The sequence below is a fragment of the Klebsiella sp. LTGPAF-6F genome (assembly GCF_001753185.1).
Lineage (GTDB): Bacteria > Pseudomonadota > Gammaproteobacteria > Enterobacterales > Enterobacteriaceae > Klebsiella > Klebsiella michiganensis.
In genome coordinates this window covers 2,125,184-2,149,382 of sequence record NZ_CP017450.1, presented here as the reverse complement: position 1 = coordinate 2,149,382, position 24,199 = coordinate 2,125,184, and the positions used below count along the sequence as shown (strand labels likewise).

At 56.0% G+C, this 24,199-nt stretch carries 24 protein-coding genes; 7 read left to right on the top strand and 17 right to left on the bottom strand.

Annotation, left to right across the window (positions count from 1 at the left end; genetic code table 11):
* Positions 1 to 527: 527 nt before the first annotated feature.
* From BJF97_RS10080 to BJF97_RS10025, 12 genes are all read right to left on the bottom strand, one after another.
* Positions 528 to 2,000 (bottom strand): sensor histidine kinase, encoded by a 1,473-nt coding sequence (locus tag BJF97_RS10080; RefSeq protein WP_014228604.1) that lies wholly within the window; start codon positions 1,998 to 2,000, stop codon positions 528 to 530.
* Positions 1,997 to 2,713: a response regulator transcription factor gene (locus tag BJF97_RS10075; protein ID WP_004849381.1), complete on the bottom strand. Its 717-nt coding sequence runs from the start codon at positions 2,711 to 2,713 to the stop codon at positions 1,997 to 1,999. Before BJF97_RS10075 ends, BJF97_RS10080 begins: the two co-directional genes overlap by 4 nt.
* 78 nt (positions 2,714 to 2,791) lie before the next feature.
* Positions 2,792 to 3,922: a 23S rRNA (uracil(747)-C(5))-methyltransferase RlmC gene (gene rlmC / locus BJF97_RS10070; RefSeq protein WP_032694258.1), complete on the bottom strand. Its 1,131-nt coding sequence runs from the start codon at positions 3,920 to 3,922 to the stop codon at positions 2,792 to 2,794.
* 42 nt (positions 3,923 to 3,964) lie between these two features.
* Positions 3,965 to 4,453, bottom strand: coding sequence for a YbjO family protein (locus BJF97_RS10065; RefSeq protein ID WP_004100588.1), 489 nt, complete (start codon positions 4,451 to 4,453; stop codon positions 3,965 to 3,967).
* Positions 4,454 to 4,510: 57 nt separating this feature from the next.
* Entirely contained in the window at positions 4,511 to 5,356 is an 846-nt protein-coding gene (gene potI / locus BJF97_RS10060) for a putrescine ABC transporter permease PotI (protein WP_004130847.1), read from the bottom strand.
* The gene (gene potH, locus BJF97_RS10055) at positions 5,353 to 6,306 is read right to left on the bottom strand and encodes a putrescine ABC transporter permease PotH (protein ID WP_014228601.1); all 954 of its coding nucleotides are present in this window, start codon (positions 6,304 to 6,306) and stop codon (positions 5,353 to 5,355) included. The genes potI and potH overlap by 4 nt, the downstream gene beginning before the upstream one ends.
* 10 nt (positions 6,307 to 6,316) lie before the next feature.
* Complete coding sequence (gene potG / locus BJF97_RS10050) at positions 6,317 to 7,450, bottom strand: putrescine ABC transporter ATP-binding subunit PotG (protein WP_004134592.1); 1,134 nt, start codon at positions 7,448 to 7,450, stop codon at positions 6,317 to 6,319.
* A 102-nt stretch (positions 7,451 to 7,552) separates the two neighbouring features.
* A complete protein-coding gene (gene potF / locus BJF97_RS10045; RefSeq protein ID WP_014228600.1) occupies positions 7,553 to 8,665 on the bottom strand; it encodes a spermidine/putrescine ABC transporter substrate-binding protein PotF in 1,113 nt (370 codons plus the stop codon).
* Between the two features lie 348 nt (positions 8,666 to 9,013).
* A complete protein-coding gene (locus tag BJF97_RS10040) occupies positions 9,014 to 9,493 on the bottom strand; it encodes a YbjN domain-containing protein (protein WP_004849367.1) in 480 nt (159 codons plus the stop codon).
* 89 nt (positions 9,494 to 9,582) lie between these two features.
* Positions 9,583 to 10,485, bottom strand: coding sequence for a 30S ribosomal protein S6--L-glutamate ligase (gene rimK / locus BJF97_RS10035; protein WP_009653278.1), 903 nt, complete (start codon positions 10,483 to 10,485; stop codon positions 9,583 to 9,585).
* A gap of 103 nt (positions 10,486 to 10,588) precedes the next feature.
* Complete coding sequence (gene nfsA, locus BJF97_RS10030; RefSeq protein WP_025108025.1) at positions 10,589 to 11,311, bottom strand: nitroreductase NfsA; 723 nt, start codon at positions 11,309 to 11,311, stop codon at positions 10,589 to 10,591.
* Positions 11,295 to 11,585, bottom strand: a complete 291-nt coding sequence (locus BJF97_RS10025) for a YbjC family protein (protein WP_009653259.1) — start codon at positions 11,583 to 11,585, stop codon at positions 11,295 to 11,297. The genes nfsA and BJF97_RS10025 overlap by 17 nt, the downstream gene beginning before the upstream one ends.
* A gap of 204 nt (positions 11,586 to 11,789) precedes the next feature.
* Between BJF97_RS10025 and BJF97_RS10020 the strand changes: the two genes are divergently transcribed.
* On the top strand, positions 11,790 to 12,053 hold the full coding sequence (locus tag BJF97_RS10020) for a GrxA family glutaredoxin (protein WP_004100567.1): 264 nt from the start codon (positions 11,790 to 11,792) through the stop codon (positions 12,051 to 12,053).
* A gap of 6 nt (positions 12,054 to 12,059) precedes the next feature.
* On the opposite strand, the gene ybjM is transcribed toward BJF97_RS10020, so the two are convergent.
* Positions 12,060 to 12,443 (bottom strand): inner membrane protein YbjM, encoded by a 384-nt coding sequence (gene ybjM / locus BJF97_RS10015; protein ID WP_004849358.1) that lies wholly within the window; start codon positions 12,441 to 12,443, stop codon positions 12,060 to 12,062.
* Between the two features lie 267 nt (positions 12,444 to 12,710).
* On the opposite strand from ybjM, the gene BJF97_RS10010 reads away from it, so the two are divergent.
* A complete protein-coding gene (locus BJF97_RS10010) occupies positions 12,711 to 14,396 on the top strand; it encodes an aspartate:alanine antiporter (RefSeq protein WP_004849356.1) in 1,686 nt (561 codons plus the stop codon).
* Positions 14,397 to 14,554: 158 nt separating this feature from the next.
* Here BJF97_RS10010 and BJF97_RS10005 read toward each other — a convergent pair whose 3' ends face one another.
* Positions 14,555 to 15,097, bottom strand: coding sequence for a TetR/AcrR family transcriptional regulator (locus BJF97_RS10005; RefSeq protein WP_014228592.1), 543 nt, complete (start codon positions 15,095 to 15,097; stop codon positions 14,555 to 14,557).
* 182 nt (positions 15,098 to 15,279) lie between these two features.
* Here BJF97_RS10005 and BJF97_RS10000 point away from each other — a divergent pair, with 182 nt between their 5' ends.
* Both BJF97_RS10000 and BJF97_RS09995 read left to right on the top strand, forming a co-directional pair.
* Positions 15,280 to 16,482: an MFS transporter gene (locus BJF97_RS10000; protein WP_014228591.1), complete on the top strand. Its 1,203-nt coding sequence runs from the start codon at positions 15,280 to 15,282 to the stop codon at positions 16,480 to 16,482.
* A complete protein-coding gene (locus BJF97_RS09995) occupies positions 16,482 to 17,297 on the top strand; it encodes a Cof-type HAD-IIB family hydrolase (protein WP_032694259.1) in 816 nt (271 codons plus the stop codon). Before BJF97_RS10000 ends, BJF97_RS09995 begins: the two co-directional genes overlap by 1 nt.
* A 47-nt stretch (positions 17,298 to 17,344) precedes the next feature.
* Here BJF97_RS09995 and BJF97_RS09990 read toward each other — a convergent pair whose 3' ends face one another.
* Positions 17,345 to 18,580 carry an MFS transporter gene (locus BJF97_RS09990; RefSeq protein ID WP_032694260.1) on the bottom strand — a complete coding sequence of 412 codons (1,236 nt, stop codon included), beginning with the start codon at positions 18,578 to 18,580 and terminating at the stop codon, positions 17,345 to 17,347.
* Positions 18,581 to 18,898: 318 nt separating this feature from the next.
* Between BJF97_RS09990 and ybjG the strand changes: the two genes are divergently transcribed.
* Entirely contained in the window at positions 18,899 to 19,492 is a 594-nt protein-coding gene (ybjG, locus tag BJF97_RS09985; RefSeq protein ID WP_004849347.1) for an undecaprenyl-diphosphate phosphatase, read from the top strand.
* A 125-nt stretch (positions 19,493 to 19,617) separates the two neighbouring features.
* The gene (gene deoR, locus BJF97_RS09980) at positions 19,618 to 20,376 is read left to right on the top strand and encodes a DNA-binding transcriptional repressor DeoR (protein WP_004849345.1); all 759 of its coding nucleotides are present in this window, start codon (positions 19,618 to 19,620) and stop codon (positions 20,374 to 20,376) included.
* 28 nt (positions 20,377 to 20,404) lie between these two features.
* Here deoR and dacC read toward each other — a convergent pair whose 3' ends face one another.
* Together dacC and BJF97_RS09970 are read right to left on the bottom strand one after the other, a co-directional pair.
* Complete coding sequence (gene dacC, locus BJF97_RS09975) at positions 20,405 to 21,607, bottom strand: serine-type D-Ala-D-Ala carboxypeptidase (protein WP_029946969.1); 1,203 nt, start codon at positions 21,605 to 21,607, stop codon at positions 20,405 to 20,407.
* Between the two features lie 971 nt (positions 21,608 to 22,578).
* Positions 22,579 to 22,896, bottom strand: a complete 318-nt coding sequence (locus BJF97_RS09970) for a hypothetical protein (protein WP_070083028.1) — start codon at positions 22,894 to 22,896, stop codon at positions 22,579 to 22,581.
* Between the two features lie 230 nt (positions 22,897 to 23,126).
* Between BJF97_RS09970 and BJF97_RS09965 the strand changes: the two genes are divergently transcribed.
* A complete protein-coding gene (locus tag BJF97_RS09965) occupies positions 23,127 to 24,191 on the top strand; it encodes an acyltransferase family protein (RefSeq protein WP_070082898.1) in 1,065 nt (354 codons plus the stop codon).
* Positions 24,192 to 24,199: the final 8 nt, after the last annotated feature.

Here is a 24,199-nt window from a genome sequence, read left to right as displayed (position 1 = left end):
CCGTGGCCCCGTAGCCCGGGCAAGCGCAGCGCGGCCCGGGACGAAGCCACACCAAAGCTTCAACCCCGGCGCATTCCCCGGGTTGCGGCGTAAACGCCTTACCCGGGCTACCGGCCCGCAGACAGCCGTGGCCCCGTAGCCCGGGCAAGCGCAGCGCGGCCCGGGACGAAGCCACACCAAAGCCTCAACCCCGGCGCATTCCCCGGGTTGCGGCGTAAACGCCTTACCCGGGCTACCGGCCCGCAGACAGCCGTGGCCCCGTAGCCCGGGCAAGCGCAGCGCGGCCCGGGACGAAGCCGCACCAAAGCCTCAATCCCGGCGCATTTCCCGGGTTGCGGCGTAAACGCCTTACCCGGGCTACCGGTCCGCAGACAGTCGCCGTAGCCGGGGCAAGCGCAGCGCGGCCCGGGACGAAGCCGCACTAAAGCCTCAATCCCGGCGCATTTCCCGGGTTGCGGCGTAAACGCCTTACCCGGGCTACCGTTTAGCAGGCGGCGATAGACCGCCCGATCGGCCAATCCGCCACCTTACACCGGCAGGGTAAACTGGAAACAGGCCCCTGCCGGCGCTTCAAGCAGGCGAATATCGCCGCCGTGAAGCTGCAGCATCCGTCGCACAATCATCAACCCCAGTCCCCCTCGTGATGCGCTTTGCGCGCCAGGTTCAAGCACCGAAGGCCGTTCGAACAAGGTAGCCCGCAGCTCACCGGCAACGCCCGGTCCGCTATCGGCCACCTCGACGATAAACTCCGGCCCTGAGCGACGCGCCGTCAGGCGGATAAGCCCACCTTCCGGCGTATGGCGAATGGCGTTATCGAGCAGATTAGTCAGCACCCGTTCAATCATCGAGAGATCCGCCGTTATCGGCGGTAGCCCGGCGGCCAGATCCAGCCGTAGACCGATATTGCGCGTCGCGATTGCCAGGTCGAATTTTTGCGCGACATCCTGCACCAGCTCAGCCAGCACGAAGGTTTCCGGCTGCGGCTTAATCCCTCCGTGCTCCAGGCGAGCCAGCTCAAACAGCTGCTGAGAAAGATGGCGGACCTTGTTCCCCTGGCGCAGGGCGATATTCAGATACTGCTTGTTCTCCTCCATCGTCAGGCGATCGGCCTTCAGGCTTAACGTTTCCAGATATCCCAGCAAAGAGGTGAGCGGCGTGCGTAAATCGTGGGAGATATTGGCGACAAATTCTCGCCGCTGGCGATCGCTGTCGGCCAGACGGTCCCACTGCCCGGCAATCTGACGAGCCAGTTCAATAAAGCGATTATGCAGCACGGCCACTTCATTCCCCGGGTTCGCCTCCGGAGTTTGCGCCGCCAGCGCCTTTATCGCATGAATACTGTCCTGGCTGTCGGTTGCCACCAGCGCGGTGAGCTGACGCACCGGGCGCGTTACCCAGAACCAGGCAAGCCAGCCCGCCAGCCCGCCGAGACCGGCCACCAGCAGCAGAGTCCACAGCAGCAGGCTCCACAAGGTTTTCTGCCAGGCGCTCGCCGCCAGTTCATTAAAGGTTTCACCCTGCAGGATAATGTAGAGATAGCCGCGCAGCTGGCCGTCCTGGCGCAGCGGCGCCACGCTAAACACCTTTTGCTTATCAAGGCTGCGCGGATCGTCGCCGTACACCGGCCAGGCGCCGCCGGACAGGAACGTTTGCACCGGCGCCAGATCGATGCGCTGGCGCTTAATATGCCCCGGCGGCGCGGCGTCGGCCAGCAGCTCGCCGTCGGGCGAAAGCAGATACAGCTCTACGCTGGGATTGAAGGTCATCAGCCGATCAAAAAGCGGCTTCAGCATCCGGCGATCAACCTGCCCCTGAGCGTCCAGCAGCGGCTCGCGGGCGGCGATCTGCTGCGCCAGCCCGGCGGAGAGACGCTGGACCATGACATTGCCGTACTGCGCGCTGCTGTACAGCTGGATCAGACAAACGGCTATGGCACAGAGCAGCAGCAGTGAGGTAAACACCAGCGCCAGGCGCTGGCTGAGGCTGAGACGGCGGATCATGGCTGCGCCTCTTTGCGCTCCACGGCAAATTTATAGCCTTTTCCCCAGACGGTCAGAATGATGTCCGGCTCCGCCGGGTCGCGCTCAATTTTGGTGCGCAGGCGGTTGATATGGGTATTGACCGTATGCTCATAGCCGTCGTGCTGATAGCCCCACACCCGATCAAGCAGCTCAAGGCGGGAAAAGACCTCCCCCGGATGGCGGGCAAAGTAGTAGAGCAGGTCAAACTCGCGCGGCGTCAGATCCACCGTCTCGCCGCGCAGCTTAACGTCGCGCGACAAGGGGTCAATGCTTAAACCATGGCTGGCGATACGGCCGGCATCCATCAGCAGATTCTGCCCCATCGCCTCCTGACGACGGAACACCGCTTTGACCCTGGCGGTCAGTTCGAGAATCGAAAACGGTTTGGCCAGATAATCATCCGCTCCCATCTCCAGCCCCTGTACCCGCTGGGTTTCGCTGGCGCGAGCGCTGATAATAATCACCGGCAGATAGCGGGTTTGCTGACGAATGCGCCGACAAATTTCCAGACCGTCTACGCCCGGCAGCATCAGGTCGAGGATCACCGCATCCCAAAGCTCTTTTTCCAGCAGGCGCAGGGCCTGGGCTCCGTCCGCCACGTGGACAATCTGATAACCTTCATCCAGCAGATTCAGGCGCAGCAGCGCGGCGATATCTTCATCATCTTCAACCAACAGGATTTTTTTTGCCACCGGCAGCACTCCGCTATTCTTACGTTCTGATTAGCCAAGCTTACCCGATCTTCACCGCCTGAAGAGTTCACATTTTGTTTATACTTCGCGAACCAGCAGGCTCAGTACCTCATAGTGGGCGGTATGGGGGAACATATCGAACAGCTGGACCCGCTCAATGCGATAACCGGCCAGGCGAGCGATATCTTTCGCCATCGTCCGGGCGTTGCAGCTGGAGTAGATAATAAAGCCTGGCGCCATACGGTTTAAATAGTCGCACAGGCCGTCGCCGATACCGCGACGCGGCGGATTCACCAGAACCAGATCGGGAATGTCGCCTTCGCCGGTCGCAAACTGCGTGGAATCGAGCGCCTGAAAATGCAGATTATTCAGCCCGAGCTGCGCCGCGGACTGCTTCGCGCAGGCGATCGCCTCCGGGGCAATTTCAATCCCGGTCAGGCGCATCTCAGGCGTTGCGCTGTGCAGACCAAAGCCGCCCACCCCGCAGAAGAGATCCCACATATGGTTGACCGGCAGCTGGCGCACCCAGTCGCGAGCGGTGGCATACAGACGGCTGGCCACCGCCGGGTTGGTCTGAAAGAAGCTTTGCGGGCGGATCCACAGCGGCACGCCGTTGAAATTTTCCGCCAGCGCCTGCTGGTCGGTGAGGAAAATTTCCCGCTCTCCTTCCATGATGGCCATATGCACCGGCTGAATATTGGCGGTAATCACCTGCAGCTGCGGCAGCAGCGCCTGAAGCTCCGGCAGCGCGGCGCGCAGCTGGGCAAGCTTGCTCTCCGAGCGCAGGACAAAGCGCAGCATCATACCGCCGTCGAGCCGGCTTTCGGTCAGCAGAATGTACTTCAGCTCTCCGCGCCTGCGGGCAACGTTATAGGGCGTGAGCCCGGCGCGGGCGATAAACGGCTTGAGCGCAGCGAAGACGGGCGCGAAGCTTTGCGGATAAAGCGGACAGTCGGTCAGGTCTTCCGGGGCGCCATCACGGTGCAGCATCCCGAGCAATGGGCGCTCCACGCTACCGCTGACCACCATTTTCGCTTTGTTGCGAAACCCGCTTTCCGGCCCGCAAACCGGTGCGCACCAGTCAGCGACGGGCGCATCGGCGAGAAGCGCGCGCAGATCGGCCATTTTATCGGCGAGCTGTTGGGATACCGGCAGTTCCAGCCACTGGCAGGAGCGGCAGCGGCCCGCGTCATAAAGTGCGCAATGCATAACAAGACCTTCAAAAAAACAGGGGCGGGGATTGTATCACCGTTACTGTAAACGGAAAAAGCGTCGGCACGGGGCCGGCACAAACAGCATCGCCAGCACCAGCAGATCCGGTAGTTTTTGCAGCACCAGGGAGCGAAAGATTTCGCGCTTCGATTCCCCGGCAATACTAAACAGCTCGGGATAACCGTAGCCCAATGAAGCGGCCCACAGGTAGCCAATCACGATAATCTGCGTCAACAGGAACAGCCAACGCGCCCAGTTGCGCCCTTTTACCAGCGAAAACGCGCACCAGATTTCAATAAATACCAGCACCAGACTTGAGAGAAACACCAGGGTGAGCGCCCAGGTCTGCACGCTGCGATGGACAAAATCCGCGATTCCCTGAACGCCAAGCTGGTTGAGGATCATCAGCAAATCCAGGCCGCGGATTAAAATAATGGCGAAGGCCGCCACCTGCACCAGCGCAGGAACGTTAAGACGAGCATGAGAGGAACGCGTTTTAGTAAACAATCCCAACGTAAAGTCTTCCATGAAAACGGCGCCACAAATGCGGCGCCGATGTTAACTCTATTGCAGATTTTAGGTGGTTCAGCCGCTTCTTGCACGCTGGATATCGCGCACCCGCTGCTTTTCCGCGCGGGCCATCAAATACCAGGCGATAAAACCAACAATCCCGACCACGCCGAGGATTAACGTCGCCAGGGCGTTAATCTCCGGGTTGACCCCCATGCGCACGCTGGAGAAGACCAGCATCGGCAGCGTCGTCGCCCCCGGCCCGGAAACAAAGCTGGCAATAACCAGGTCGTCGAGCGACAACGTAAAGGCCAGCAGCCAACCGGAGACCACCGCCGGCATAATCATCGGCAGCGTAATGACGAAAAAGACCTTCAGCGGCGCGGCGCCCAGATCCATCGCCGCCTCTTCAATAGAGTGGTCCAGCTCACGCAGGCGCGATGAAATGACCACCGCGACGTACGCGGTACAGAAGGTGACGTGCGCCAGCCAGATGGTCAGCATGCCGCGATCCGACGGCCAGCCAATTGAATGCCCCAGCGCGACAAACAGCAGCAGCAGCGACAGGCCGGTAATCACATCGGGCATCACCAGCGGCGCGGTGATCATAAAAGCAAAGCCGTTTGAACCGCGGAAGCGGCCAAAACGCACCATCACCACTGCGGCAATGGTACCGAGGATCACCGCCGCCGTCGCGGCGCAGGCGGCAATGGTCAGACTTAAGCCTACCGCGCTCATCATCGCATCGTCATGAAACAGCTCGCGATACCAGCGCGTCGACCACCCCGCCCATACCGTCACCAGCTTTGAGCTGTTGAATGAGTAAATCACCAGCATCAGCATCGGGGCATACAGAAAGGTAAAGCCGAGCAGCAGAATCAAAATTCGCCACGGCGAACGGACTACCGGTAAATTATTCATCCGTGTTCCCCCACCTGTTTTTGCTGATGCTTGTGGAACCACATGATCGGTACGATCAGCAGCAACAGCATCACGATCGCCACCGCAGACGCCACCGGCCAGTCGCGGTTATTGAAAAACTCCTGCCACAGCACGCGGCCAATCATAATGCTGTCTGGCCCGCCCAGCAGTTCCGGGATAACGAACTCCCCGACGGCCGGAATAAACACCAGCATCGACCCGGCAATAATCCCGCCTTTGGTGAGGGGAACGATCACCTGGAAGAAGGTCTTCAGCGGCCGGGCCCCCAGATCCAGCGACGCCTCCACCAGCGAGTAATCGATACGCGTGAGGGCGGTATAGATCGGCAGCACCATAAACGGTAGATAGGCGTAAACAATACCGATATAGACCGCCAGGTTGGTGTGCAGGATCTCCAGCGGCTGGTCGATGACCCCCAGCCACAGCAGGAAGTTGTTCAGCACGCCGTTGCTTTTCAGCAGCCCCATCCAGGCATAAACGCGGATCAGGAAGGAGGTCCATGAGGGTAGGATCACCAGCAGCAGCAGGATATTTCGCGTCGATGGCTTACTGTGCGCCACCGCCCACGCCAGCGGATACCCCAACAGCAGGCAGCAGAACGTCGAGATCGCCGCCACCTGAAGCGATTGCAGATACGCTTCAAAATAGAGCGGATCGTCGGTGAGCTGCAGGAAATTCCCGAGATTCAGCGTTAAAGTAAGCTGACCGTCGGCCCACTCCAGCAGGTCGGTATAGGGTGGGATCGCCCGCGCCATCTCCGCAAGGCTGATTTTAAAGACGATCAGGAACGGCAGCAGAAACAGCAGGATCAGCCACACGTAGGGCAGCGCAATGACCAGCTTGCGCCCGTGGGCCATCTGCAGCCGCGCCAGCCACAGCGCAAAACCGCCAGGTTTTTTTACGCCTGACGGGGGTTCTAATGTACTCATCGCCCTCTCCTTACACCGTCAACACGACGCAGCTATCAGCATCCCAGCACAAACGCACCTCATCACCCCAGGTGGGAGCCCCTTTACGGTAACGGTGTTCGTTTTGCAGCTGAGCGCTCAGCATCTGCCCGCTTTTCAGGCGCACATGGTAGATAGACAGGTCGCCGAGATAGGCAATATAGATAACCTCGCCCACCGCGAAGTTATAGCCATCCGCGGGCGGGTCTTCGCAGAGCATGATTTTTTCCGGGCGCAGGGCCACCCACACCGGCACGTTATCGACGACAGAGGCATCGGGATCGACCTTCAGCGGATGGGTCAGGCCCGGAGAGTCCAGCACCAGGCCATCTTCCTGCCGCTCTTTCACCAACCCTTCAAAGACGTTGACCGAGCCGATAAACTCCGCGCTGTAGCGGGTGGTCGGGTGCTCGTAGATTTCCTCCGGCTCGCCGATTTGCACGAACTTACCGCGGTTCATAATGGCGATACGCCCCGCCATGGTCATCGCCTCTTCCTGATCGTGGGTCACCATCACGCAGGTAACGCCGACGCGCTCAAGGATATCGACCACTTCCAGCTGCATCCTGTCGCGCAGCTTCTTATCCAGCGCCCCCATTGGCTCATCAAGCAGCAGCAGTTTCGGTCTTTTCGCCAGGCTGCGGGCCAGGGCCACGCGCTGACGCTGGCCGCCGGAGAGCTGATGCGGTTTACGCTTTGCGAACTCCTGCATATGCACCAGCGCCAGCATCTCCTGCACCCGGCTGGTGATTTCGGCCTTGGGCAATTTGTCCTGCTTGAGGCCAAAGGCGATATTCTGCTCCACCGTCATATGGGGAAACAGCGCGTAGGACTGGAACATCATATTAATCGGCCGCTGATACGGCGGCACCCGCGCCAGATCGACGCCATCCAGGACAATCTGTCCGGCGGTAGGCTGTTCAAATCCCGCCAGCATGCGCAGCAGGGTTGACTTGCCGCAGCCGGATGCGCCCAGCAGGGCAAAAATTTCGCCTTTATAAATGGTGAGATTGACGTCATCGACGGCGTGCTGGCCATCGAAGGACTTGGTTAAATTACGGATTTCCAGCAGCGGGGTCAGCGCTTTGGGGGTTTTCGCCTGCGGGCGAGGAATCACATCATTCACGGGGTGTTCTCCGGCAGAAATCAAATCATGGTGCAGGCGCACCATCGCGGTGCGCCTGTTGCCGGCAGCGCGACGCTTATCCGGCCTACAACTCACGGAGAATTACTTACCGCTTTTCACCTTCGTCCACGCGCGAGTACGCACGCGGTCGATTTTCGGATCCTGGACTTTCAGGGTGAACAGCTTGGCGAAGACGTCAGCCGGCGGGTAAATGGCCGGGTTATTGCGGATCGCTTCGCTGACCAGCGGAACAGAGGCTTTGTTGCCGTTAGCGTAATAGACATGATCGCTGATGTGGGCGATAACCTCCGGACGCATCAGATAGTTCAGGAACTGATAAGCCTCATCTTTGTTTTTCGCATCCGCCGGCATGGCGAAGACGTCGAAGAACGCCAGCGCGCCCTCTTTCGGAATATAGTAGGAAACATTCACCCCGTTTTTCGCTTCTTTCGCCCGGTTAGCCGCCTGCCATACGTCGCCCGCCCAGCCGATAGCGACGCAGATATCACCGTTCGCCAGGTCGTTGATGTACTGAGAGGAGTGGAAATAGCGAATATTCGGACGCAGCTTCAGCAGCAGATCGGTCGCCGGGCCGGTGTAGTCATCGGCTTTAGTACTGTTAGGATCTTTGCCGAGATAGTTCAGCACGGTGGCGAAAATCTCTTCCGGAGCATCCAGGAAGGAGACGCCGCAGCTTTTCAGCTTTTCCAGGTTTTCCGGCTTCATCACCAGATCCCAGCTGTCCAGCGGCGCATCTTTGCCCAGCACGGCTTTCACTTTATCGATGTTATAGCCTATGCCGGTTGTCGCCCACAGGTACGGGATCGCGTATTTATTGTCGGGGTCGTGCTTCGCGACCAGCTTCAATACTTCCGGGTCGAGATTTTTCCAGTTGGGAAGCTTACTTTTATCCAGCGGCTGGAATACCCCGGCCGCCAGCTGGCGCTCAAGGAAGCTCGCCGACGGCACCACCAGGTCAAAACCGGTGCTGCCCGCCATGAGCTTACCCTCCAGCACTTCGTTGGAGTCAAAGACGTCATACACCACTTTAATACCGGTCTCTTTTTCAAAATTCGCCACCGTATCCGGCGCAATATAATCAGACCAGTTATAAACATGCAGGGTTTTTTGTTCGGCTGCGAGCGAACCGGCAGAAACGGCCATCAGCGCACCCGTAACCAGACCTGTTAACCATTTTTTACCAAAGGCGGTCATATCTCTTATTCCTTCTCAATGCCCGTTAACAAGCGGGCTGAATATACGCACTTGTTCGCATGCAATAATCATGCATATTTTTTCATTGCCTAAGAAAAGGAGAGAGGACCTCTCCCGGAATGGTTGCCCGCAACTGGAAGCAGCGTCAGAATAACTGTAGCCAGAATAAGAGGCTATAGCCCAGGTAAAAAAACGGCTTTTATCAATTTTTTATGCAATAAGGGTCTATGTGATAAGCCGAAAGCGGCGGAATGGCGGTGAAAAATTCTTTTCCGGAAGGTTAATAGCAGAATAAAAGCATGTAATACGCAGCCGCTATGGCAGTGGCTGCGCTATTTTTCGACAGGCTTAGTGAAGAAAATGGTACTGAATATTCTCAGCCACCGGCTCTTCTTCCTCAGACTTATACAGCACCTGATTGGCGCTGGCTTCGAGGATGACCATCGATATCTGTTCTTCGCTCTGGCGGAAAAACCACGCGAACTGATCGATCGTCACGCCGACGCCTACGGTCAAGGCCTGGCACACCACCAGCTTCGGCAGATTATCATCCTGAATATCGAGGAAAGCTTTCACCGTCAACGAACTGGCGTTAATCGCAGAAAGATCGGCGGAGAGCGGCAGCAGCGCGGAGGGTTTCACCTCTGCCAGCGCGGAGAAAAGCACCACGTTATCCACCAGGTCAAGTTTGGCATCAAAAATGCCTTCGAAATTTTGCATATGCGGCAGGTGCAGTGCCTGGCAGGAATCACACTCAAAAAAGCTGATGCCCAATTCGTCGAGCCATTGACGTAACGTATCAAGACCCGGAACGACCAGTGAATCCATATGACCTGTGACCTCTTACTGTGAAAAATGCGACGCCATAGCTTACGCAAAAAAAGCGTCCTGTACCATGACGGTGTCGTGAAAGGGAATTATCCGCCCATTTTCAGACAAAATCCGGGCGTGGCTTGTCGTTCGATCCAGGCGATCATTTTGCCGGCAATATCGACGCCGGTGGTGGTTTCAATTCCTTCCAGCCCAGGAGAAGCATTGACCTCCATCACCAGAGGACCGCGCGCGGCGCGCAGGATATCAACGCCGGCCACGTCCAGCCCGAGCGTTTGCGCGGCCTTGATGGCCATTTCACGCTCCTGCTCGCTGATATACGCCACCGACGCCACGCCGCCGCGATGCAGGTTAGAGCGAAAATCCCCCTCCTTCGCTCGCCGTTCAATTGCCGCCACCACTTCATTACCCACCACGAGGCAGCGCACGTCCCGCCCCTTCGCCTCGGCGATATACTCCTGCACCAGAATATGCGCATTCAGGCCGCGAAAAGCGTCGATGACGCTCTCTGCCGCCTGGCGCGTTTCGGCCAGCACGACGCCGATGCCCTGGGTACCCTCCACCAGCTTTACCACCAGCGGCGCGCCGCCAACCATGGCAATCAGGTCGCTGGTATCGTCTGGCGAATGGGCAATACCGGTGAGCGGCAGATCGATCCCCTGACGGGCCAGCAGCTGGAGCGAGCGCAGCTTGTCGCGGGCGCGGGTGATCGCCACCGATTCATTCAGCGGATAGCTGCCCAGCAGCTCAAACTGACGCAGCGCCGCGGTACCATAGTAGGTGATCGCCGTGCCAATGCGCGGGATCACGGCGTCAAAATGCGGGAGCTGGCGACCTTTATAGTGAATCGACGAGGCCACCGGGCTGACGTTCATATAACAGGAAAGCGGATCGAGGATTTCCACCTGGTGTCCGCGTTTTTGCGCGGCTTCGCGCAGGCGTCGACATGAATAAAGCGTTCCATCCCGGGATAATATGGCAATTTTCACCCTGCACCTCTGCGAAAAGACCCGCTCTGGCGGGCCTCTGGTAGTCAATTAGCGCTGACCTGCGGAATTTCCTTGCGTCAGACCGAGGGCAGTTTACACGCAATCAGCGCGTAGCCCATCCCTGCTTATGCAGATATTGCAGAATAAACGGACGGCTCTCTTTAACAATAGTCCGACGGATATGGTCGCTCCAGGTATCGCGACGCGTATTGCTGCCGCGAGAGAGATAATACTGCGCTATCTGCTCGTCATATTCCGCAAGCACCGCGTCGTCCACCGGCTGATAGTGATTTTCATGCACCAGCATCGCCGACGGCATGCGCGGTTTCACCTCCGGGTTATCGTCCGGCCAGCCAAGGCACAGGCCAAACAGCGGCAGTACGTGCTGCGGGAGCTTCAGCAGCTCGGTCACCGCATCGATATTGTTGCGCAGGCCGCCAATATAGACGCCGCCGAGGCCAAGGGATTCCGCCGCCACCAGCGCATTCTGCGCCAGAATCGCGGTATCGACGCAGCCCAGCAGCAGCTGTTCGGCGAGGCCCAGCTGAGCGTCCGGGCAGATTTGCAGATTGCGATTGAAATCAGCGCAGAATACCCAAAATTCAGCGGCCTGCGCTACGTGCTGCTGGCCGCCGCTCAGCGGGACCAGCTGTTGGCGTATTTCCGGGTCGGTAACGCGAATAATTGAGGAGCATTGTAAAAAACTGGAGCTGGAAGCGCCCTGCGCGCTGGCAATAATCGCGGCGCGCTGTTCGTCGCTTATCGGCGCGTCGGTAAAATGGCGAATAGAACGGTGGCTACGCAGCAGCTCAATGGTCGGCGTCATCTCGTTTTTCTCTGTCAGGCAATGAAGAAGGTGGGGTTTTCGTTTGCGTCAACTGCGGGGCAATCACTTTCGCCACTCGCCACATTAACGCCACGGCGGCCGGAAGCATCAGCAGGATCCCCGCGAAGATCATCAGCAGCGCCGCCGTTGGGCTGGAAAACGGCGCGGGCAGGCTGACGTACTGGTTGAGCGAGAGCCAGGCCAGGGTCAACAGCACCATGCCGATAATCTCGACTACCAGAATGCTTTTTGGTAATGCAGCGGGCGATCGCATAACGCTCCTTCGGTCAAAATCATGCACGCTCCCGGGCAAAAACCGGTCGCGTATCAGGGGAGTATAGCGGTTTCATCAGCAGAATATTTACCAAACATAGCCTTAAGCCATCGAAGCAAAAGGCAGAACCTTCTTTCCCTCCTCGACATAACGCGGCATGATACGCGGCATTCGCCATCCGGCTGAGGTTTAAGGAGAAGGACTATGTTTACGGTAATTTTTGGTCGTCCAGGCTGCCCCTATTGCGTTCGCGCCAAAGAGCTGGCGGAAAAACTGAGCAACGAGCGTGATGATTTTAACTATCGCTATATTGATATTCACGCAGAAGGCATCAGCAAAGCCGACCTGGAAAAAACCGTGGGTAAACCGGTTGAAACCGTACCGCAGATTTTTGTCGATCAGAAGCACATTGGCGGCTGCACTGACTTTGAAGCCTGGGCGAAAGAGAATCTCGGCCTGTTCGCCTGAGACGGCTCACTCCTCTGACGAGTGCCTGCGTCTGGTATCAAGCCAGGCGCAAATAAACAAAAAGCACAGCGCGCCCAGCGCGCACCAGAACACCGCGCTAAACAGCCACGCCAGTTCCTGCCAGAAAGAACGCTCGGTCACAAAGAAAAGCCGCATAACCACCAGACAGACAGGTGCAGCCAGCATCGCGCCAATAAGCGGACGCAGTACCCGCTGCCCGGGAGAGAGGCAGCTTGCCGCCGCACCGGGGAGCAAAAAGAACAGCAGCCCGAGCTCAGGGTGACCGGTAGCCCGAAAGGCGCCTTTCATATGTAACAGTAGTGATAAACAAACCACGATAAATAGAAAGAACCCACAGATAATACCGGCCCAAGCACGCTCAGATTTCACGACATCCTCCTGATTTTGCCTCTAACCAACTTCCACTTCGCCCAGTCAGATAAAGATTCTGGCAATCCATGCCAATAAAAGATCCCGTCAATGTAAACACGATTGTTACTAGCCGCAGCCTCCAGGAAAGATTAAACTGTCGACTATATTTTGCTGGTTATAACGGGATGCCAGAATAGCGTTCGGGACAACGCGAACACTGGACCAACCTTAGACCAAATAACCATTTCCTTCAACAACTTACTAGTAAATGAGAAGTTGGCTTTCGTGAATATAAACGTCGCAGATTTGTTAAACGGGAATTACATCCTGTTATTGTTCGTTGTGCTTGCATTAGGACTCTGCCTCGGGAAACTGCGTCTCGGGTCGGTACAACTTGGTAATTCCATTGGCGTTTTAGTGGTTTCCCTATTATTAGGGCAACAGCATTTCAGTATTAACACTGATGCCCTCAATCTCGGCTTTATGCTGTTTATTTTCTGCGTCGGCGTGGAAGCGGGGCCCAACTTTTTTTCTATTTTTTTTCGCGACGGCAAAAATTACCTGATGCTCGCGCTGGTGATGGTCGGCAGCGCGATGCTGATCGCCATGGGGCTGGGTAAGCTCTTCGGCTGGGATATCGGCCTGACGGCCGGGATGCTCGCCGGCGCCATGACCTCCACGCCCGTGCTGGTGGGCGCCGGGGATACGCTACGGCACTTCGGCATGCCCAGCGACCAGCTCGCCCTCTCGCTCGATCATCTGAGCCTCGGCTATGCGCTGACCTACCTGATTGGCCTGGTCAGCCTGATCGTCGGCGCCCGCTATATGCCGAAGCTGCAGCATCAGGATTTGCAGACCAGCGCCCAGCAAATCGCCCGCGAGCGCGGCCTCGATACCGACTCCCGGCGTAAGGTCTATCTGCCGGTGATCCGCGCCTACCGCGTCGGCCCGGAGCTGGTGGCGTGGGCTGATGGTAAAAACCTGCGCGAGCTGGGCATTTACCGCCAGACCGGCTGCTACATTGAGCGCATCCGCCGCAACGGCATTCTCGCAAACCCGGACGGCGATGCGGTGCTGCAGATGGGCGATGATATCGCCCTGGTGGGTTACCCGGATGCCCATGCCCGCCTCGACCCAAGCTTCCGTAACGGCAAAGAGGTCTTCGACCGCGATCTGCTCGATATGCGCATCGTCACCGAAGAGATCGTGGTCAAAAACCACAATGCCGTCGGCCGTCGCCTGGCGCAGCTGAAGCTGACCGATCACGGCTGCTTCTTAAACCGCGTTATCCGCAGCCAGATCGAAATGCCTATCGACGATAACGTGGTGCTCAACAAGGGCGATGTGCTGCAGGTCAGCGGCGACGCGCGTCGCGTTAAAACCGTCGCGGATCGTATCGGCTTTATCTCCATCCACAGCCAGGTGACCGACCTGCTCGCCTTCTGCGCCTTCTTTATCGTTGGCCTGATGATCGGCATGATCACCTTCCAGTTCAGCTCGTTCAGCTTCGGCATCGGTAACGCCGCCGGTCTGCTGTTTGCCGGCATTATGCTCGGTTTCCTGCGCGCCAACCATCCGACGTTTGGCTACATTCCGCAGGGGGCGCTGAATATGGTGAAGGAGTTCGGCCTGATGGTGTTTATGGCAGGCGTGGGGCTCAGCGCGGGCGCCGGCATAAATAACGGCCTCGGCGCCGTCGGCGGTCAGATGCTGGCGGCGGGCCTTATCGTCAGCCTGGTGCCGGTGGTTATCTGTTTCCTGTTCGGCGCGTACGTGCTGCGCATGAACCGGGCGATGCTCTTCGGCGCCATGATGGGGGCCCGTACCTGCGCGCCGGCGATGGAAATCATCAGCGATACCGCGCGCAGCAATATTCCTGCGCTGGGATACGCGGGGACCTACGCCATCGCTAACGTGTTGTTAACCCTGGCAGGTACGCTGATTGTCATCATCTGGCCGGGGCTACAGTGAATTTTTTAAGAAAAAAAACGCGCATACGCAGAACTTTTTTTGCTGGCATCAGTCATAAGTAGTGCCACTGCTTTTCTTTGATGTCCCCATTTTGTGGAGCCCATCAACCCCGCCACTTAGGTTCAAGGTTGATGGGTTTTTTGTTTTCTGCGCCCCGCTCACGCTCCCGCCAGCCGGTCTACCATCAGTCGAATCGCTTCTCTCGATAGCGGCGCTCTGTCGGTCACGAAGTGCAGCGTCATCCCCTCGATAAAGGCGTCAAGCCCGCGGGCCGTTGCCGGTTCAAACCACTGCTCAAGGGTCCGCTGGCTGCGCAGCATCCAGTTCTGCATGACCGCTTTTAAATTCGGCTGGCTGCTGCAAAAAGCATATAGCTGATACATCAGCTCCATATTGCGCGCGGTGGTCACCTGGGCGCTAAAAATCAGCTCCGCAATGGCGTCACAGGCCTCTTCGCGGCTATGCACATCGGCAAAAAACTGCTGATACTGCGCCGACATCTGGCCGGTAAACAGGCTGAACGCCTCTTCGACCAGCGCCTCAATGCCGCTGAAATAGTAGGTCAGCGAGCCCAGCGGCACGCCCGCGCAGGTGGCGATTTTCCGGTGCGTGACCGCGTGGATACCGTGTATCGCGATCGTGTCCAGCGTCGCCTGCAAAATCCGCTCCCGCCGCTGCGGGTCGTTTGGTCGACGGGCCATCCCCTTTTCCTCTTTCATTTAAACAGATGCTGAATCCCACGGCGTACGCGTCAAATATGCCTCAGGCTGAATCGAATCATAGAGGTCAATAAAAAAGCATTCCGCGGCAGCCTGCCTGGATGTACAAATGTACACAACCTTGCTACTGTTGTCTGCATCTCTTCACTCTCGGGCATTTACGGATGACAGCGCAAACCTCCCGCAGAGCCCTCCAGCTAAGGCTGTGGGCGCTCTTCATGTTCTTTTTTATCCCCGGATTACTCATGGCCTCATGGGCGACCCGCACGCCGGCGATTCGCGATCTGCTCGCGCTATCGACGGCGGAAATGGGGATTGTATTATTTGGACTATCAATAGGTTCGATGAGCGGCATCCTCTGCTCAGCGTGGCTGGTCAATCGATTCGGCACCCGTAAAGTGATTCGCGCCACCATGTCCTGCGCGGTGGTCGGCATGCTGGTGCTCAGCGCCGCGCTATGGTTTACCTCGGCGGTGCTGTTTGCTATCGGCTTAGCCATCTTCGGCGCCAGCTTTGGCTCCGCGGAAGTGGCCATTAACGTCGAAGGCGCCGCCGTTGAACGTGAGATGAATAAAACCGTCCTGCCGATGATGCATGGTTTCTACAGCTTCGGTACGCTCGTCGGCGCCGGGATTGGTATGGCGGTAACCGGCTTCGGCCTGCCCGCCGCGCCGCACATCCTGCTGGCGGCGCTGGTGGCCGTCGCCCCCATTGCTATCGCCATTCGCGCGATCCCTGAAGGCACCGGCAAAAATGCGGCGGAAGCGGCGCGCCATGAAGGCAAAGGCCTGCCGATATGGCGCGATGCCCAGCTGCTGCTGATTGGCGCGATCGTCCTGGCTATGGCCTTTGCTGAAGGCTCCGCCAACGACTGGCTGCCGCTGCTGATGGTTGACGGCCACGGCTTCAGCCCAACCTCCGGCTCGCTGATTTACGCAGGCTTCACCCTCGGCATGACCCTTGGCCGCTTTACCGGCGGCTGGTTTATTGACCGCTACAGCCGGGTGACGGTGGTTCGCGCCAGCGCGGTAATGGGCGCCCTGGGCATTGGCCTGATTATTTTCGTCGATAACCCGTGGGTCGCCGGTCTCTCCGTACTATTATGGGGTCTCGGCGCGTCGCTGGGCTTCCCGCTGACCATTTCTGCCGCCAGCGACACCGGCCCCGATGCGCCGAAGCGCGTCAGCGTGGTGGCGATTACCGGCTACCTCGCCTTCCTCGTCGGGCCGCCGCTGCTGGGCTTTCTCGGCGAACACTTCGGCCTGCGCAGCGCCATGATGGTGGTGCTGGCACTCGTGCTGGTCGCGGCCATCGTCGCTCGCGCGGTAGCGAAGCCACAATCTGAACCCGTGATGGAGAACAGTTAATGAGCATCAAAATGATTGCGGTAGACATGGACGGCACTTTTCTGAGCGATGCCAAAACCTATAACCGTCAGCGCTTCCTCGCCCAGTATCAACGGATGCGCGAGCAGGGCATCCGCTTCGTCGTCGCCAGCGGCAACCAGTATTACCAGCTTATCTCCTTCTTCCCGGAGGTAGCGCACGAGATCGCCTTTGTCGCCGAAAACGGCGGCTGGGTGGTCAGCGCCGGAGAAGATGTATTTAACTGCCGGATGCCGCAGGAGCATTTCAATACCGTCATCGATCATCTCCAGACGCTGACCAACATTGAAATTATCGCCTGCGGTAAGCGCAGCGCTTATACCCTCAACCAGTATAATGATGCGCTGAAAGCGGTCGCGGCAAAGTACTATCATCGCCTCGAACTGGTCGACGATTTTAATCATATTGCTGATGATGAGATTCTGAAGTTCGGTCTCAACGTCCCGGACCAGCTGATCCCGCAGATACAGCCGAAGCTGCACGCTGCGCTTGGCGATATGGTGACCGCGGTCGCTACCGGCTACGGCAGCATTGACCTGATTATTCCCGGCGTGCATAAAGCCAACGGACTGCGCATCCTGCAGGAACGCTGGGGGATCGAGAACCATGAAGTGGTGGCGTTTGGCGATAGCGGCAACGATATCGAAATGCTGCAGCATGCCGGCTTCGGTTTCGCCATGGCCAACGCCGCCGCGCCGGTGAAGGCCGTTGCTGGCTATCGTGCGCCGCACAATAACGAAGAAGGCGTACTGCATATTATTGATAAAGTGCTTAATCGCGAAGCGCCGTTCGCCTGAGGGCGCGCCTGCTGCGGCGCGTAACGTCGCAGCAGGGCATCTGAATATTACTGCGGTTCGAGGGAGCTGCCTACGCGTTTATCCTTCAGGAAGTAGACCGTCATCGCCAGCCAGAGCACCCCGCTCAGCAGGTTGAGCAAGCTGAAGAGCCCGCTACCGCCAGCCTCATAGGCGTGCTTGCTCACTTCGATACCCACGGTAAAGATCAGCATTTGCAGCATCCCCATCGCCGCCGACACCGTCCCCTTGCTCATCTCGCTGGCAAACAGCGTCAGGCGTACCAGCCCGGCGTTGGCGAGCCCAATCCCGAAGGCGTAAACGCTCAGCCCGGCGGTCATCCACAGATACGCGTGGGTTGACGCCACCGTCGCGATGGCGGAGATCAGCAGGCCGATCATAATCGGCCAGCCGCCGAGAATAATCAGCGAACGCACCGTCTTGCGGGAAGTGTGGCGCGCCAGCACCAGGTTACCGGCAATCAGCGCGCCAAATATCGGCACCTGCAGCAGACCATACTCGTAGCTGGTCGCCTGCTCGCCGCTAATGATGATCACCGGCGATTGGGCAATCCACGCCAGCAGCGGCAGGCTGACAAAACCGGTGGCCAGCGCGCCGGCGACAAAGCGCAGGTTTTTCAGCACTTCACGATAATCACGCCCCAGCTCTTTAACCGATAGCTTCTCGCCCATGCGGGTGGCGGTTTCCGGCATCGCCTTCTGTAGCCCAAAAAAGGCGATAGCGGCCAGCACGGCAAACAGGACAAACATCATCTCCCACGGCAGGAGATGAACCCAGGCCGCGCCCACCAGCGGCCCAAGCAGCGGCGCAATCAGCGCGACGTTGGCCATCAGCGCCGTGATCTTGATGCACACCGCCTCTTCAAAAGACTCCTGTATCGCCGCATAGCCAACCGCGCCGATAAAGCACAGGCTGATGCCCTGCAAAAAGCGCAGCAGCGTGAACTGCTCAATCGTCTGCGCCAGCAGCGTCGCCAGGCAGGTCACGATAAACCACACCACCCCGGTCAGCATGACCGGACGGCGGCCGATGCGATCCGAAAGCGGCCCCAGCAGCCACTGCAAAAACATACCGCCGGCCAGATAGGCGGTCATTGAGGTCGGAACCCACTCATTGCCCACGCCAAACTCTTCCACCACCGAGAGCATTCCCGGCTGGATCATGTCATTGCCGATATAGGTGGCGAATTCGTATAACACCAGGCACAGCGGAAAGAGCAGCGCCTGACGTCCGAGGCGTTTGCCTGAAAGCGAAGAATTGTGCATGAAATCTCTTATTTAAATAAAACCGCGCAAAGTTTAATGAAAGTCGTGCCGGGGAGATAGTGAATTGTGAGCGATGAAGAGAAATATCGCCACGCAGAGACCGCGTCGCCATCACCGAATGAAAATCCCATCGTATATATTTCGTTTATGTTTCAATTAGATTACAGGCTATATACTCCTTTACTCAGTCTGTTAACGAAGCCACATACGCACTTTCATTCATAACAAACTGATAATTAAGACAATACTGCTTTACCTTATCGCCACCGTTTTTTAAGGTGGGCGGCTTGTTGCTAACGGACCCAAGAGCCTGGATGTATGCTGGAAAATATTAACTACTCGCTGTTTGCATTCCTCAATGCCACCCCCGCGTCGCCGTGGTGGGCAATTGAAATCGCGACGTTTATCGCCAAAGACCTGATTATTATTGTGCCATTATTGGTGTTCGCCTTATGGCTTTGGGGGCCAAACCAGCGTCAGCTAGTATTTAAGGTGATGATGGCGCTAGCGATTAGCCTCACGCTTTCATGGATATTCGGCGTGTTTTTTCCGCATGAACGTCCGTTTGCCGCCGGTGTGGGCTATAACTTCCTGCATCATTCACCCAATAACTCCTTCCCAAGCAATCACGGTACTATCTGCTTTACCTTTGCGCTGGCCTTTATGTTCTGGCACCGCCTGTGGTCGGGCGCGCTGCTTATCGCCGTTGCCTGCGCGATTGCCTGGTCCCGGGTCTATCTCGGCGTTCACTGGCCGATGGACATGCTGGGCGGGCTGCTCACCGCGATGATCGCCTGCCTTAGCGCCCAACTGCTGTGGCAAAGCGGCGGAAAAACCCTCTATCAGCATCTGCAGCGGCTGTACCGCCTGTTCTTTTCGCTGCCGATTCGCAAAGGCTGGGTGCGCGAATAGACGTTCCTGACCAGCCGGTAAAGTTGCGGCAGCGCCCGATTCCTGCGCGTGACTAAGCCTCTTCCGGCAGGTAAAATCGCCGCTGACGCCCTGTCAATGCAGGGCGCTTTCAGCTTAGAGGGAATATGGAAACTCGTCGTGACGAACGCATCAGCCAGCTTATTCAGGCACTCAAGCGCAGTGATAAACTCCATCTAAAAGAAGCGGCCACCCTGCTTGGCGTGTCAGAGATGACCATTCGTCGCGACCTCAACGGCCACAGCGGTCCGGTCGTGTTGCTGGGCGGCTATATCGTTCTGGAGCCGCGCAGCGCAACGCACTATCTGCTGAGCGATCAGAAAACGCGCCTTGTGGATGAAAAACGCCGCGCAGCCCGCCATGCGGCAAAGCTGCTTGAGCCCCACCAGATGGCCTTTTTTGACTGCGGGACCACCACGCCGTGGATCATCGACGCCATCGATAGCGCCCTGCCCTTTACCGGCGTCTGCTATTCGCTCAATACCTTTCTTTCCTTACAGGAAAAGCCCCAGTGCCGCGCAATTTTGTGCGGCGGCGAGTTCCACGCCAGCAACGCCATTTTTAAACCGCTAAGCCTGCAGGATACGCTGAGCCACCTGTGCCCGGACATCGCGTTTTATTCCGCTGCGGGCGTCGATTGCGAGCAGGGCGCGACCTGTTTTAACCTGGAAGAGCTGCCGGTCAAACACTGGGCGATGAAAAGCGCTCGCTACCACGTGCTGGTTGTCGATCACAGTAAATTCGGCAAAGTCCGGCCGGCGCGGATGGGGGATTTATCGCAGTTTGACGTAATAGCCAGCGACGTCTGTCCGGATGACGATCTGCTCGCGCTGGCGAAGGAAAAACAAATTTCACTGCTTTACTAACCGCGCCCCGCAGGGCGCGGCCTGCATTTTAAGAGAACCAACCGCCGAACCAGCCGTGCAGTTTCATCAGCACGAAATCGATCATCCGGCTAAAGAAACCGCCTTCATTCACCGCTTCCATCACAATCAGCGGCCGCTGCTCAATGGTTTTATCATTCAGTTTAAAGTCGATGGTGCCGACAACCTGCCCTTTGGTCAGCGGCGCGGTCAGCTGCGTCTCGTTCAGGGTGTAGCTGGCCTTGAGGTTTTTCAGCTGGCCTTTCGGCAGCGTGATGGAACCCGCCTCGCCCGCCCCCAGCTTCGCTTCACTGCTATCGCCAAACCAGACGCGCTGGGTAATGAAGGTGGCATCGGGTTTAATCGGCGTCACGGTTTCATAGAAGCGGAAGCCCCAGGTCAACAGTTTTTCTGATTCGTTAAAACGGATACGGTCAGTTTTGGTGCCGAGCACGACGGCAATCAGGCGCATATCGTTTTGCGTCGCGGAAGAAACCAGATTGTAGCCCGCTCCGGCGGTGGTCCCGGTTTTCACCCCGTCAGCGTTGAGGTTCGTGCTCCACAGCAGGCGGTTGCGGTTCGGCTGGCGGATTTTGTTGAAGGTGAACTCTTTTTCTTTATGGATCGCATACTCTTCCGGCACGTCATGGATCATCGCTTTGGTGAGCAGCGCCATATCGCGGGCGGTACTGAACTGGCCCGGCGCGTCCAGACCGTGCACGGTCATAAAGGTGGTGTTGGTCAGGCCCATTTTCTGCGCATAGCCGTTCATCAGGCTGACAAACGCGTCCTGGCTGCCCGCCACGTAGTCGGCTATCGCGATGCTGGCGTCGTTGCCGGACTGAATGATGACGCCCTTGTTAAGATCTTCTACCGACACCTGCATCCCCGGCTTGAGGAACATCACCGAAGAGCCGCGCAGCGCCGGGTTACCGGTGGCCCACGCATCGCGTCCGATGGTCACCATATCAGTAGACTTAATCTTACCCGCCTTTAACGCCTGGCCGACAACGTAGCTGGTCATGATTTTGGTCAGGCTCGCCGGGTCGAGTTTTTCGTCGGCATTGCCTTCGCTGAGCACTTTGCCGCTGGCATAGTCCATCAGGATCCAGGCTCGCGCGTCAATGGATGGCGCATCGGGGAGTTGTTCCGCAGCCTGCACCGCAGGCGCAACGAGAAGTAAAAGCGCGCAGCCTGCCGCGAGGCCGCGAAGGGAAAAAGCATCATGCGTCATAAGAGCCACCCAAGTATCCTTTCCAAACAAAAATATGCCGCCACACTCGTTCCGCGCCGCAGCAGCCGGTGAGTAAAGCGTACAAATGACCTTAAAGAAACAGCGAGTTGGTAAAGTTTTTAAAGTTTACGCAATAACCTCGTCCGGTGCTGCAAACAGCGCAATTTTTTTGATCGCGGTTGCCTAAATATTAACTTTATTATGGCATGCAAAAAAATAGTTTAGCAAATTCAACGTTCTGCAATTTTTTCAATAACTTAACTTTATTGACTTCTGGTCAAATGTGGACAAATGCGGACATTTGATTGCCCCAAATCGTGCCCCAAACGTTATTCTGCCCCAAAATTTGCCCCAATTTTACCCCCTAAGGGTCTGAGGCAATAACCATTCCCATAGCTTACAAATAACCCACTAAGGGGTTGCAAGTTGACTACTTTGCCAGCAGGTGCTTATGGGCGATTAATGAGATACGTTTCTTGCGCTACTACTGCTCACGGTGACTCCCGGTAAGGATTTTGCAGCCCGGCCTAAGGCAGTGTTGAAAGCAATTAAAGTGACTGGCCGGCATTCATACTTTACCCGGTTCGAATGACTCTGAAACACAAAAACATCCTCTGGATACCTTTCCCGTCGCCGAGTTATCATCGCCATCGCCCTAGGTGGAATTTCAACGCGCAGCGCTTCCAGTCTCCCCCGCTCTCGTATCAGTATTGAATCATTATCTATGTCATCGTACCGAAGCGCCAACAGCCTACCCGCACTAAGGCTTGTATGGAAAATCAATACCCACAAATCAGCCCAAGTATCTGAGATGCCGGCGAGTTGACTATTTATTATCAAAAATTGCATGAACGTTAACTTTTTCTTACTGCTCACATTTAAACGCGCTTTGCTCTATTATTCGTGAGGTTATTATCTCAGATGTTAATTTCAGGCAACAGTAGTTAACGTGCGGTTAATCACACTCCCCTTCAAACAAGGCTAGTAGCCAGCCTCAAGCTGTTGATCGTGTGCATCGCAACTCCGAGCACTTCGACTTCATCCATGGCATCGCCTTCAATCGATTCTCCTTCTACAGTAATGAACGATCTACTCATTAGCTTTGCAAACTGAAGTTCGCCAGCAGAACGTATGAGCAGAATACTCCCCTGCTTTACCTTCAGCGATAAGCCCAGAACAACATACCCACGGTCAGTTGCGATAACTCGCGAGTTTGCTGTGATGTTGCACAGAGAAATTACTGTTAACGTGCTTTCAATGTAATCCGTAGCCGGTGACGGGAATCCCATAATCTGCCCTCCAATAAATACTGTTTTCATATACAGTGGTTTTATTGAAGGGGAAGATCAAGCGAGACTACTCAGCACATCTTGTATGTCGTGTCGGTTTAGGATTGGTTATTCGCCGAACGAACCACAGAACACCATTAATGTCAATTGGATTTGTGTTATTTATTGAATTTACATTCTTATCAATTTGTAATATATAATGCACAATTTACACACATTATAGAGAAATCATGGAAAGCAATCTCTCAGCTCCTCCGAAACACAGCTCTAATTGTTTCGATATCATACGCCATGTTGCTGCATACCTGGTTATGGTTAGTCACCACTATGCTTTGAATGGACTACCTGAGCCAAAGCTATTTGGCACAACAAAACTAGGAACAATTGCCGTAATTATTTTCTTTTCTATATCTGGTTATTTAATAACGAATAGCTATTTGAATTCATCGAATACATATTCGTATATAAAGAAAAGAGCCTTGCGTATTTTCCCAGGACTAATAGCCTGTGCAATAATAATGACTTTTTTAGTTTTTCCTTTTTTTGGCACAAGTAACCATGCTTTGGACTGGTTGTTATCTATCAACCCGATAAAATCCTTACTGTACTTTAGTTTCTTTGGCTCTCCTGGCGCTGGGGAAATAGTTAATGGTTTCACAAGTGATTACGTATTCAATGATTCAGCTAATGGTAGCTTATGGTCACTGAAGTTTGAATTTTTAGATTACATTGCAATCCTGCTAATCTTTTCAATTATCAAAAAACCAATCTTAGGGTCAATCATATTTATAGCTCTCTCAGTTTTGGGTGTTCTTATAAATAATAAATACCACATATCAGACTATTATTTTTATCGGGCCGCTGCATATTCAATTCCCTTCGCGATGGGCTCTCTTCTTTTTGCCACCAGACATATATGGCAAAAGCATCATGTAGTAAAATACATCTTGATGGCCTTGGGATTCATCGGGTTGCTGGTTCTACCTCATAGCAACGAACTTAGTTTGCCACTTCTCTTTTTGGCTCCTGTAATTGTCATAATGTTCGGATTCTCTTTTAGGGATGTTCTCATAAAAGGGAAGTTTGATATTTCTTATGGCGTCTACATATACGCATTCCCTTTACAGCAAATTTTCAGCAATTATTTACCTGACGAGTTTGGACAATCATTCATTATGTCTTTAATTGCAACAACAATCATAGCTCTTGCGTCGTGGTTTATGGTAGAGAAAAAATTCCTCGCAAGAAAATACAATCGAGTAAACCTGCCCACGGGTGCAGTTCCTATAAAGTAAAAAATACC